Here is a 12803-nt window from a genome sequence, read left to right as displayed (position 1 = left end):
TCCTTTTTTCTTATAAGATTCGTAGATTATACATGACTATTAATTGTTGTTGTATAAGGATTTTCTGGCTTAAGTAAATCATTTTCTGCAAAACGAGTTAATCGGAAAGGTGCAAGGCTAATTCCTTCCTGCTTACTTTCTCCCTCTAAGATTAAATCTGCCGTTAACTTACCAACGACTGGTGTAATCTTGTAACCGTGACCACTAAATCCTGTACAAAGATATGCACCTTCGATTGGTGTATGGCCAATATAAGGAATTCCATCTGGCGTCGCTTCATAAGCGGCAGAATAACTAGCGAGTAGCTTTGCACGCTCAAGCCCTGGGAAGCATGTTAAAAACTTCGTAATGGCCTTTTCAATCGCTTCATCTGTTGCATGTTTCGGATAATTATCAGCGTCATAATCAGCTGGATCAATAAATTGTGGTTTCGCGTGGTCGGCATTCCCTAACAATAGATGCCCACTGCTTACCTCTGGTTTAATATACTGATCATGCTTGAAATCTCCGAAAGAAGGAACCGTTCCTAACTCTGTACCTGGATCAACGTAGATGAGCTGCGCACGCTGTCCACGAATTGGGACGTCAACACCAATATTTTTCATTAAATGATGCGCCCCAACTCCAGCAGCCACAACAACTGTTGTTGTAAAGATTGTTTGATTATCTGTCGTCTCAACACCGACAATCGCACTGCCATCTTCACTTGTCAGTATCTTTTTGACGCCACAATGTTGTTTAATTTTGACACCCAAAGATCTGGCCGCATCAGCATATGCCTGACTCAGTAACACTGGATCTCCATAACCACCCTCAGGTTCAAATGCAAACCCTCCAAATTGATCAGTATCCATATAAGGGTAGAGTTTTTGCACTTCCTCTTTGGAAACCATACCTGTATTAACCCCGTTTTTCTTTTGCATTTCAACATTTCTCTTCAATGTTTCCACATTTTCGTGATCAACCCCAAATAAATATCCTACAGGCTGATACCCGACGTCAGTCCCTAATATTTCTTTCGCATGTTTAAAAGTATCTAAGCTTTGGATTGCCATTCGTGTTAAAATTTCATAACTATAATGGCCGCGTAGCACTCCACTTGATTGACCCGTTGCCCCCGATCCGATCGCGTTTTTCTCGAGTACTACGATGTTTTTCACATCTCTTTTCGCTAGTTCGTAGGCGGTACTGCATCCCATTAGCCCCGCTCCGATAATGACAGCATCAGCTGTTTGTGGTAGTTTATTCATGTTTTATGCTCCTCTCTCTTTTAACTGATGGATTGTAGAGAATAATTCCTTCAAATCCTTGTAGTAATCATATCTCTTCATGGGCTAAATCGTCATTCGACATTTTGTTGGAACTATATTCAAAATATTAGGACAATTTTTCGAATAACTAGTAATCAATCAAAAATCTGTCTATAATTCCTACCATTTATTCTACAAATTGACGTATGAAGGCTACTTATAGCATTTTCAGAGTAAAAAAAAGAGTGGCAATTATGCCACTCTTAAAAGTTAAAACATTTATTCCTATTAAGTTGTTATTCTTTTTAAAACGAAATGTTTCTAAACTAAATGATCTATGTATATTCGCAATATTTCTTTGGATACTAACTTCGATCTATTCTTCAATCTCGCCCAACTTCCATAGCTTAATGCATAACTCCAATAGAAATCGATCCTCTGGGTCAATGATCGATAAGTTAGTAATTCCCTCAATTTTTCGTAATCGATAGAGTAGTGTATGACGATGGAGATGTAAGCTTCTTGCTGTTTGACTGATTTTCCCTTGATTTTCATTATACGCTATAATTGTCTCAATTAAATTTGAGTTTTTTTGTTTATCATATTCGATTAGCGTCTTAATCGTCTTATTAACAATATCACTCATCTCATCATCTTTTGCTAACCTTAACAGAGCACGCTCCGTTCTCGTATCCTCATAATACACTCGACTACCTGCACCTTCTTTTTTTCGACCAATTTCTAAAGCAATTTTTGCATCATTGTAACTATTAACAAATTTCTTTTCGCCATCATGCCAACTACCTATTCCCCAAGAGATAATAACTCCAGGTAATAAGTTACTTAGTCTTCGTTGCAATAGCTCAAGAAAGTTATGTGCTTTTTCTTTAGCGGCGTCCGCAGACAACTCAAGAAATAAAATAATATCATCACCATGATTCGTTGTCATTACTTTGTGTTTGACAAAGTTAGCTGCTAGAAAGATTTCATCATGGATATAATGAAACATACCATCCTTCCACTGTTCATAAGAAATGTCCTTATTATTTCGTTGATAAAGCTCTTCAAAATTTTCACTATTACCAATAAGACAAATATATGGAAGATCTAAGTTATACCCAAGTGATTTAGCTTGAGCTATCTTTTGGTCCCAACTTGCAAACTCGCCTTTAGCAAGACTCCAGACAAAGTCACCTCTTAGTCGCATTTTTGTCTCTTCAATAGCATTTTCACGCAGGAACCACATAGCAAGAACGCTAGAGGCTTGTTCAAGTAAACGAACATTTTGGTTATTTAAAAACAAATCGATCTCATCTTTTATTTCAACGTTCAAGTACCCTTGAATCCGATTGGACGACTGAATTGGAACTTGTAAAATAACCTGATCCATAAATTCAATCGTTTCAATTCTCGCATGCAACGGATGTTGACCATTTGAAATTGATATGGCTCGAGGACCAAAACTATTTGTTGACCGATATCGATTCCAAACTTCTACTAAATCTCTTCCATTATTGCTTTTTCCTTTGATTCCTCCTGCTTTATCTACAATAATAAGAGGTTTTCCTATTTTTTCTCCGATAAAATCCGCAACCTTTGAGGGGTTCGGGTTATTCAATATCATATTTAAAAGTTGTTGTTGAATATTTTCAACGATCTGAAGCTCTTTATTTTGGCTTTTTTTAATTTCATTCATAACAGAATGTATAATTTCAGCAAATCGAATTTCCCACGGAATTTCAATAATAGGAAATTCTCTCTCTTCTGCAAACGTAATAACGCTTTCCGGTATTTCCATAATATATCTTCCCTTTGCAATTGCAAGTGCTGAAGCCCCTGATTCATATACACTTTCAACAAACTGATAAAAGACATCCAAGTTCTTACCGGAAACTGCCCCCGTGTTAAGTACAAACTCATTTTTTCTAATATAGTTTTCTACTGGAATATCCATAATAGATACCCATTCAACGGGCTGATGGAACACCTTGTGCTTAGCTGTTATTACTTTTCCACCCTTTAATATATCCAGATTTATTACATCTTGTACAGTCAGCACTTGTTTAACCTCCAGAAAAATTAATAATTTTCTTATTTTTATAAACTTTACAATACACTAATCCTTATTTCAATATACTTTGTTAGAAATCCTTCCTTTGTTATATTTCAGCATAAAGACTCTACCTTAATCTAGTAGTATTGACTATCCAACTTGTTGAATAGTCTACCAACTATTTTAGACATTCTGTAGATAGTCATAGATTAAATAAATCAGTAAACTTACATTATGTTTAAAATTTTCATGAAAATCTGACTTATTTTCAAGGGGGACTAAAATGAAAAAACTATTTTTTTTACTAATGATGGGATTATTCTTAGCAGTAATGACAGCATGCGGAAGTTCTACTTCTTCCAATTCCGATGGTGATGACTCGGATCAAACAACATTTGAAAAAGTAAAAAGTAATGGTGCTGTTACAATTGGGTTTGCCAATGAAAAACCATTTGCCTATACAGACAATGATGGAAACTTAACTGGTGAAGCTGTTGAGGTAGCCCGTACTGTACTAAAAAATTTAGGGATTGAAGAAATGAATGGTGTACTTACCGAGTTTGGCTCGTTAATTCCTGGTCTACAAGCTGGGCGCTTTGATATGATTACCGCTGGAATGTATATCACACCAGCACGTTGTGAACAAGTCAGCTTCGCAGATCCGGAATACACCATTGGCGCAGCACTTGGCGTAAAAGCAGGAAATCCACTTGGTCTTTACAGCTACGACGATATTAAGGCAAATCCAGATGCCAAAGTGGGTGTAATGGCCGGTGCAATTGAACATGATTATTTGAAAGGTTCAGGTATCGCAGACAATCAAATCAGTATCTTAAATGATATTCCTTCCGCAGTATCCGCTCTATTAGCTGGTCGAGTTGATGCAATAACAATGACTGGACCATCATTAGAAGCCATGCTAGAAAGTGCCGGAAGTAATGAGATTGAAAGAGTTACTGACTTTGAACAACCAATTATTGACGGTGAACCTACGCAAGGATTTGGTGCATCTGCGTTCCGTTTAGATGACACAGACTTCCGTGATGCATTTAATGCTGAACTTCAAAAGTTAAAAGACTCTGGTGAATTACTTGATGTTATTAGCCCATTTGGATTTAGTGAAAATGAACTTCCAGGTGAAATGACAGCGACGCAGCTATGTCAGCAATAAAACGTCATTAAAGAAATCCCCTATATTTCGTTTAAAAACCGAATATAGGGGATCTTTTTATTATCTAATAGGCTATTATTTCATAGTCTAACTCCACGTTTTGATTTTCTTAATAGACTACTTTATGTTTACTACGATAGCTCCTCAAAAAATCTTGTATCCTTTTAATACAATCAGTCCCCATCATGTCTTCCATTTGTTTATACATCGGTTGAACCGCTTCTTGGAACGGTTTCATATCAGGATATGTAACGCCTGTAAATGCTTGATTCGCCCTTTCCTGTAGCTGTTTCTCATTTTCCATAAGGAATTCACGGGCACAAGCTTTTCCTTCTTTCCCGGCTTGTAATAGAATTTGTTGAAGTTCATCGTCTAAACGATCAAATACATCCTTGTTCATGATAATGTAAGCTACGTAAAAGGCATGGTTCGTCATTGCCAAATAATCCTGAACCTCATCTATTTTTAATTCAAAGATGTTTGCCAATGGATTAAATTGTCCTTCGATTACTCCTTGAGCAAGACCATCATAAATATCCGTGTACGTTATGATAGAAACGGCCGAACCAAATGTTTTAAATGTTTCCACAAAACTTCGATCATTTGGTGATCTCACCTTCAATCCTTCTAAATCAGCAGGAGAATGTATCGGGCGGATATTATTTGTCATTTGGGCGTAACCAAGGGCAATATCCGTTATAATTTTAAACCCATGTTCTTCTCCAAGCGTTTTCAACTGATTTCCAATTGAACCATCCAAAACGGCCAATCCTTCGTCAATAGATTCTGTAAGGAACGGTAGTGACAACGCTGCAAACTGAGGAATCGTATTTGCGATCATATTTGCACCAACGATTTGAATATCAAGAGAACCTGCTTGTACTGCTTTAATGATGTCATGTTCAGTACCAAACGTTTCATTAGGGTGTAGCTCGATTTTCAAACGTCCATTTGAGTTTTTTTCAACATATTCAATCATCTTACACGTCGCTATCCCCCTTGGTGTTCGATCAAGTGCAAATCCTTTTAATTTTTTCAACAATTTTTCCTCCTTTTATTGTTGTATATAACTTTTAACAAGAATATTCTTTTTGTTGAGTTTTCACAATATTCAAAATGTAGAAAAACACCCTCTCTATTTCGACAACGTGCTGATAGAAATTATAGACGATAGACACTTAGCTTACATTCTCTTTTGTAGGGGAATAAGGAAATCAAAAGCCCAAAAATCTGTCTGATCCTGATTTTTGGGCTTCTTAATTATCATTCATATTAAGGAAGTATGGTCAAATTTTCCTCACTTTGAATGCATATGCATTCTTCTTAAAAACGCTTGCAGACGTTCACTTTTTGGATTTTCTAATACATCTTTTGGTGGTCCTTGTTCAACGATTTTTCCACCATCAGTAAACACAATTCGATCTGCTACATCTTTTGCAAAGTCCATTTCGTGGGTAACCAAGATCATTGCCATCTCACCTTCTTCAGCGATTTCTCGTATAACATCAAGTACTTCACCAACTAATTCTGGATCAAGTGCCGATGTCGGCTCATCAAATAGCATGACTTTGGGACGCATGACTAAAGCCCGTGCAATTGCTACACGCTGTTGTTGTCCACCTGATAGTTGAGAAGGATAATTTCCTAATTTATTCCCTAGTCCTACCTTCTCCAACATTGCGATTGCACGTTCCTCAGCTTCTTTTCGGTTTACCCCTAGAACATTAATAGGCGCTTCTGTACAGTTCTTTAATACAGTCATATGAGGAAAGAGATTAAATTGTTGAAACACCATTCCAATTTGTCCTCGCATTTTATGCAAGTGCTTCTCATCAGCTTTAACGAGCTTTCCGTTCACTTCTTTATGCCATAACGGCTCGCCATTAATTTCAATCACACCTGAAGTTGGTTCTTCAAGGGTCATTAATAGGCGAATCAGTGTTGTTTTCCCTGATCCACTTGGACCAATTATCGCTACTTTTTCACCTGGGGTCACCTCAAAGTCTACACCCCGAATAACTTTAATATCACCAAAAGATTTCGTGATATCTTTATAAACTACAAGTGGTTTCGTTGATTTTCGAATTGATAATACCCTCTTTTCAACAATCATTTCTGAGCGTGCTGATAAAGTCATGCCGCCACACCCTTTCCATTTGATTTCCCCTTTGTTTTTCCAATCTTTCTTCGGTTCAGCTTATTTTCAAGCTTTTTGATCAATAATGCAGACGGGTAACTAAGTAATAAGAATAGAATTCCAACAATCGTGAATGGTTCAAGATAACGGAAGGATGCTGAACCGACGATTTTAGCTGTTTGTAACATCTCTACAACCATGATTGCAGATAACAACGGTGTTTCTTTAAACATTGAAATTAAATAGTTTCCTAACATGGGAATAATCGGTGGAATTGCTTGTGGAAGAATGATACTCGTCCACTTTTTTCTTCTTGTAAAATTTAGAGCAGTTGCTGCCTCCCATTGTCCACGCGGAACAGACTCTATGCCTGAACGATAAATCTCTGCACAATAAGTACTATAGTGGATCCCTAGAGCTAACACTCCGGCAACAAAAGGTGACAAAGATACACCCCAAAAAGGGAGAACATAAAAAACAAAGAATAACTGGACAAGCGGTGGTGTTGCCCTAATAAACTCACTGATACCGATAATCGTCCAAGCAAGCGGTTTAAATGTTGAGCGCCGCATCACAGCTAAAAAGAGACCTAATATCATAGCAAAGGCAAAGGCAACGACTGTTGCTGCTAGAGTTGTCCACATTGCTTGTAAAATCACAGGAAATACTTCGAAAGCAAAATCCCAATTCCATAAATCCATTGTTATACACCTCCCATCGTCGCTCTACGCTCTAACCAACGTGCCAATATAATAAGAGGTAGAGCAATAACAAAGTAAAGAATTATCAGAGCAGTAAAAATCTCTGTTGTTAACCCTACATTTGTATTGCGTAATGTTAAGGCGTGGTATGTTAGATCACCTAGAGTAATTAAGGAAACGAGTGCAGTCCCCTTTATTAATTCAATGGAAATATTGCCAAAACCCGGTAACATAATTTTGATCGCCTGAGGAATAATAATTCTTCTCATTCTTTGAAAAGGTGTCATGTTCAATGCGATAGCAGCCTCAGTTTGACCTTTAGGAATTGAAAGAATGGCACCGCGAACAATTTCCGATGCATATGCTCCGTAACATAATGACATCGCAATAACCCCGGCTGCCAACGCTGATAGTTCAATTCCAAAAAACGGTAATACAAAATAGATCCAGAACAATTGTACAAGTAAAGATGTGCCGCGGAAGATTTCGATATAGACTGAACTAATGCCTCTTATAATTAAATATTTTGATAATTTCCCTAATCCTGCAATAAATGCAATTGAATACGTAAAGATCAGTGATAATACAAGCACTTGAATTGTGATTTTGGCTCCATTTAATAAAGAAGGTATCAGTTCAAAATATGTATTAATTGTAATCACACTCCTCTTTATAAGTTTTTTAAGAAATTTTGGTGGAATTCTTTTACTTCATTACCAACATAAATAAAGGCTTTGTTATTTTTTTCATCTGCTACATGGGTTCTTTATTAGCACCTCCTCATGGCCATAACCACGTGATAAATAACTTTCTATTAAAAAATTTCACAATATTAGACTAAACCTTTAGAATTTTCAAATAATTTGTTGTGGTATATCTATTTTAGTAAACCACTGTATAAAGAGCAATTTCAATTTTGTATAAAAATGTTGGCTAATATTATACAAATTAAACAAAAGGGTTCATTTCGCTCAAATTTATTGTACTGCCTTCATTTTTTACGTAAACACAAGGATATCGAAAATGTACAAATTTTCAAAAAATAATTCTACATTCTGTTGGATGATCGTTCAACCTCCGATAAAGTATGATAAATCCATAAAAATGATTTAAAAAAACTAATTTATAGCAGTGATAAATAAGGAGGTAGGCATAAGTGCTACAATTTGTAAAAAAAGAAAAGGTCCTTCCATTTAAAAAAGAAGAGTATCAAGATCGCGTAAAAAATGTAAAAATGAGTATGGAAGAACAAGGAATAGACGTATTACTAATTACAGATCCAGCAAACATGAACTACATATCCGGATATGATGCCTTATCATATTACGTACCTCAAGGTGTAATCGTAGCACTTGATTTAGAAGAACCAGTTTGTATCGTAAGGTTGCAAGACTTATTTTGTGCAACTGAAACGACTTGGATGATTACAGAAAATGTCATCGCATATCCCGACAAATACTTGTGGGAGCCAAAAGCACTTCATGTAATGGATTTTATTGGTGACTTCTTGAAAGGAAAAAACCTTCATTTAAAAAGGATTGGTCTCGAATTTGATACCTACTTTTTCAATGCACACTGGTACAAGAGTCTTGAAAAGTGTTTACCAGATTCAACATTTATTGATGCTACATCGCTTGTTAATTGGATACGAGGTCAAAAGTCCGAAAAAGAATTAGAATACATGAACATTGCTGCAAGAATAGTAGAAAAGACAATGACGAATGCCATTAACAAAATTGCAATCGGTGAAAGAGAATCTAATGTTGCAGCAGGAATATACAATGACTTAATTATAGGAACTGGGGAGTATGGTGGAGAGTACCCATCACTGGCACCTATTATGCCTGCAGGGGATAGAACAGCCGGAGCGCACTTCTCTTGGACAACAGAAGGAACATACCAAGATGGTCAACTCATGTATATGGAATTGTCAGGAAGTTACAAACGATACCATGCCCCACTTACCCGAACAATCTTTATAGGAGAACCACCTAATTTAGTCAAAGAAACGGCCAAAATCGTCATAGAGGGACTAAATGTGGCCCTAGACAAAATCAAGCCAGGAGTAACTTGTGAAGAAGTTGAAAAAGCATGGCAAACTACGATTAATAAATATGGTCTACAAAAGGAATCACGAATGGGTTACACTGTCGGCTTAAGTTATCCACCTGTTTGGACAGAAAATACGGCATATTTTAAGCCAGGAGAAAAAACGATCTTAAAGCCAAATATGACATTTCATATGATGCCAGGATTATGGCTTGATGGCTACGGTGTAGCCATTACAGAAACGTTAAGGGTTACGGAAACCGGGTGCGAAACGATAACGAAATTCCCTAGAGAACTGTTTATCAGGTAAACCCAATAAAAAACAGAGAAAGCAAGCTTGATACGCTAGTATCTTGCTTGCTTTTTCTATTTGTCTATATTTCAAATTTTGTTACCTATCATCTAAGTTATTTACTTTATATACATGAAAGTTTTACAAAAAAATTAAAAACTAGTTTTTATAACTCTACCATTTGTCATATTATTTATTTCCAAAAATAATAATCAACCATTCCTCAGGACCTTATTCAATGGCGACTGATCAAATACTAGTAGTTTACTCACGTTTAACTAGCAACTGAATCTTACTTTATAATCATTTTTTAACATTAACATTGTATTAACAGTCTTTTAATAAGGGGTTAATTTTCACTTGTTAGCTTAGTTATAGATCAACTTCACAGACTTTGCATCCTATAAACATTAAGGAGGTTTTTAAGTGAACAGAAGAGATTTTTTAAAAGTTGGCAGTATGAGTACCCTAGCATTAACGCTAGGTACGACTGGTCTTATTTCTCTAGGTGGACAAGCTCGGGGTTTTGCAGCTGGTACAGAAAACAACCCGACAAGTGGTTTTGGTGGATACGGTCCACTAGTAAAGGATCCAGATGGGATTTTAGACTTGCCACAAGGTTTTCAGTACAAAATCATTTCTAGAACAGGCGACAAAATGTCAAACGGTGATCTAGTTCCGGCTGGTCATGATGGGATGGCTGCGTTCCAAGGTCCAAAAAACTCAACAATTCTTGTCCGAAATCATGAACTTGGAACGAACTCATCGCATCCTGTAAACGGAAAAAATCCTTGGAGTAAAGGTGCTGCTGGCGGAACAACTGCACTTGTAGTAACTCCTGACCGCGAAGTCATTAGCGAATATGTAACAAACTCAGGAAATATCCGTAACTGTGCTGGTGGACCTTCGACGTGGGGTACATGGTTAACGTGTGAAGAAACCCGTGAAATGGGACATGGCTTCGTTTTTGAAGTAAACCCTCATGATCCGGAAAATGAAATGTCAAGAACTCCAATTCGGGATATGGGATACTTTTCACATGAAGCATGTAATGTTGATCCATCAACAGGTATTTGGTATTTAACCGAAGATAACAACCCAAGTTTCTTCTACCGCTTTACACCACATGATCGCAGTCAAAAACTAGGATCATTACAAAAAGGTGGTATTTTAGAAGCAGCAGCGATTGATGAGCTTCCTAGCAATCAAGCAAGTAATTTTTCAACCGGGCAACAGTACGGGATCGTCTGGAAACAGGTAAACCCTGAACGTGCTAAAGAAGATGCCCGTGATTTAGGATGTATTCGTTTTAGCCGTTTAGAAGGTTCTTGGTTTGCTGGAGGTGCCTTCTGGTTTGATGACACTAGTGCTGGCAGTGGAAATTATGGTCGTATTTATCGCTATTTTCCAGCAACAAATACATTAGAACTTTTCTATGAATCTTCTAGTCACAATGATTTGGAAATGCCTGATAATATTACAATCACCCCGTGGGGAGACCTTTGGATTGCTGAGGATGGGAACATCGGACGTGACCGAATTATTGGTCTTACACCTGAAGGAAACGTCTACACCTTTGCTGAAAATGGACTAAATAACTCAGAATTTGCTGGCCCAGCCTTTTCACCTGATGGAAATACATTCTTCATTAACATGCAGTCGCCAGGAATTACGTTTGCCATTTGGGGGCCATTTGCTCGTCGCAATGCGGCTCGACAAGTGGCAATGAGTCACGCGGCTCCTCCGGCTAGTTTTGCACCACAAATTTCTAGCAAGGTTATTGAGTACGCTGAAAGAAATGGAATGTCTCCATTAGCAGCGGCCGTTTTAGATCGTCACGGTTTCAACATTTAACCACTATTAAATTTCACTAAATAATTAGGAGGCTTATTCATGTTACAAAACATTGGGATTCCAGGTCTCATTCTCGTTTTAGTTATTGCTTTAATTATTTTCGGACCATCAAAGCTCCCTGAAATTGGTAAAGCATTTGGATCAACGTTAAAAGAATTCAAAAAAGCAACCAATGAGTTAGTAAATGGTGAAGATGATCAAAAGGAAAAATCCGAGGAAAAAACACACCTGCAGGCAGTTGAACATACGAAAACGAAAACAGGAAGCTAAAAAGATAGAAAGATGTAGGTCGGTCTTTACCTACTGCATCTTTCTTTTTTTTCTGAAAGGAGTTAGTTAGATTGGGAAATGAAGAGATGCAGCTCACTGACCATTTAACAGAATTAAGGAAACGAATCATTGTCACACTCATCATTTTTATCATTGCCTTAATTGGTTCGTTTGTTTTTGTCCAAGATATTTACCGATTTTTGATAAAAGACTTAGATGGACAATTAGCATTACTAGGTCCTGGTGACATCCTTTGGGTTTACTTAATGTTAGCAACTGTCATCGCTATAGCAATTACAATTCCAACAGCTGCCTATCAAGCATGGAAATTTATTCAACCAGCTCTAAAAAAAGAGGAACAGCGAGCCACTCTATTCTTTATTCCCGGATTATTTATATTATTTATTTTCGGTATTTCATTTGGCTACATTGTTCTTTTTCCGTTAGTTCTTACCTTTCTATTAAAAATAGCTGGAGATCAATTTCAAACATTTTTCACAGTAGAAAAGTATTTTCAATTTATGCTAAATCTTACTTTACCATTCGGCTTTTTATTTGAAATGCCGGCAGTCATCATGTTCTTAACGAAACTAGGAATTGTTAACCCACATAAACTAATAAAAGGAAGGAAATACGCCTATTTTTTACTCATTGTTGTTTCTGTATTTATTACACCACCTGACTTTCTTTCGGATGTGTTAGTCATTATTCCTTTATTAATTTTATATGAAGTTAGTATTACACTTAGTAAAATCGTTTTCAGGAAGAAAGCCTCTACTGAAGTGTCTGTCGATTCAAATTCATAAGGAGGTAAATAAAATGGTAACAGTTTGTCCAAAACATGTAAAAGATGGAATAAATGTTCTCGACTTGCCCCATGTGACAAAACTTTTAAACAATCATGGGCAATTGAATTTGTCTAAATGTGAATTTTGCGGCCTAAGTGCAAACTATAGATTATTTGATGATTTACCTCTTAATCAAGAACGACAAAAAAAAGTTAAAGAATATCTTTAATATAATACA

General features: G+C 36.7%; 12 protein-coding genes. 6 read left to right on the top strand and 6 right to left on the bottom strand.

What is annotated here, in order from left to right:
* Positions 1 to 26: 26 nt before the first annotated feature.
* The gene (locus tag ACJ2A9_RS16030; protein ID WP_441422680.1) at positions 27 to 1250 is read right to left on the bottom strand and encodes an NAD(P)/FAD-dependent oxidoreductase; all 1224 of its coding nucleotides are present in this window, start codon (positions 1248 to 1250) and stop codon (positions 27 to 29) included.
* A gap of 376 nt (positions 1251 to 1626) precedes the next feature.
* A complete protein-coding gene (locus ACJ2A9_RS16025) occupies positions 1627 to 3309 on the bottom strand; it encodes a PucR family transcriptional regulator (RefSeq protein WP_441422679.1) in 1683 nt (560 codons plus the stop codon).
* 277 nt (positions 3310 to 3586) lie between these two features.
* Between ACJ2A9_RS16025 and ehuB the strand changes: the two genes are divergently transcribed.
* The gene (gene ehuB / locus ACJ2A9_RS16020) at positions 3587 to 4474 is read left to right on the top strand and encodes an ectoine/hydroxyectoine ABC transporter substrate-binding protein EhuB (protein ID WP_441422678.1); all 888 of its coding nucleotides are present in this window, start codon (positions 3587 to 3589) and stop codon (positions 4472 to 4474) included.
* Positions 4475 to 4583: 109 nt separating this feature from the next.
* Here the strand turns inward: ehuB and ACJ2A9_RS16015 are convergent, their stop codons facing one another.
* The 4 genes from ACJ2A9_RS16015 to ehuC form a co-directional block, all read right to left on the bottom strand.
* A complete protein-coding gene (locus ACJ2A9_RS16015) occupies positions 4584 to 5513 on the bottom strand; it encodes a TRAP transporter substrate-binding protein (RefSeq protein ID WP_441422677.1) in 930 nt (309 codons plus the stop codon).
* 258 nt (positions 5514 to 5771) lie between these two features.
* Positions 5772 to 6587, bottom strand: coding sequence for an ectoine/hydroxyectoine ABC transporter ATP-binding protein EhuA (gene ehuA / locus ACJ2A9_RS16010; RefSeq protein WP_441422743.1), 816 nt, complete (start codon positions 6585 to 6587; stop codon positions 5772 to 5774).
* A 20-nt stretch (positions 6588 to 6607) separates the two neighbouring features.
* On the bottom strand, positions 6608 to 7312 hold the full coding sequence (gene ehuD / locus ACJ2A9_RS16005) for an ectoine/hydroxyectoine ABC transporter permease subunit EhuD (RefSeq protein ID WP_441422676.1): 705 nt from the start codon (positions 7310 to 7312) through the stop codon (positions 6608 to 6610).
* Positions 7313 to 7314: 2 nt separating this feature from the next.
* Positions 7315 to 7974, bottom strand: a complete 660-nt coding sequence (gene ehuC, locus ACJ2A9_RS16000) for an ectoine/hydroxyectoine ABC transporter permease subunit EhuC (RefSeq protein WP_441422675.1) — start codon at positions 7972 to 7974, stop codon at positions 7315 to 7317.
* 494 nt (positions 7975 to 8468) lie between these two features.
* Here ehuC and ACJ2A9_RS15995 point away from each other — a divergent pair, with 494 nt between their 5' ends.
* The 5 genes from ACJ2A9_RS15995 (at position 8469) to ACJ2A9_RS15975 (ending at position 12794) form a co-directional block, all read left to right on the top strand.
* On the top strand, positions 8469 to 9671 hold the full coding sequence (locus ACJ2A9_RS15995) for a M24 family metallopeptidase (RefSeq protein WP_441422674.1): 1203 nt from the start codon (positions 8469 to 8471) through the stop codon (positions 9669 to 9671).
* 408 nt (positions 9672 to 10079) lie between these two features.
* On the top strand, positions 10080 to 11507 hold the full coding sequence (locus ACJ2A9_RS15990; RefSeq protein WP_441422673.1) for an alkaline phosphatase PhoX: 1428 nt from the start codon (positions 10080 to 10082) through the stop codon (positions 11505 to 11507).
* 39 nt (positions 11508 to 11546) lie between these two features.
* Complete coding sequence (locus tag ACJ2A9_RS15985) at positions 11547 to 11777, top strand: twin-arginine translocase TatA/TatE family subunit (RefSeq protein WP_441422672.1); 231 nt, start codon at positions 11547 to 11549, stop codon at positions 11775 to 11777.
* A gap of 71 nt (positions 11778 to 11848) precedes the next feature.
* Positions 11849 to 12583, top strand: coding sequence for a twin-arginine translocase subunit TatC (gene tatC, locus ACJ2A9_RS15980; RefSeq protein ID WP_441422671.1), 735 nt, complete (start codon positions 11849 to 11851; stop codon positions 12581 to 12583).
* 13 nt (positions 12584 to 12596) lie between these two features.
* Complete coding sequence (locus ACJ2A9_RS15975) at positions 12597 to 12794, top strand: hypothetical protein (protein WP_441422670.1); 198 nt, start codon at positions 12597 to 12599, stop codon at positions 12792 to 12794.
* The last annotated feature ends 9 nt before the right edge of the window (positions 12795 to 12803 follow it).

The sequence above is a fragment of the Anaerobacillus sp. MEB173 genome, from assembly GCF_052119505.1.
In the GTDB taxonomy this organism is placed as follows: Bacteria; Bacillota; Bacilli; order Bacillales; family JBJMAU01; genus JBJMAU01.
This window is presented reverse-complemented; position numbering and strand designations above follow the sequence as displayed.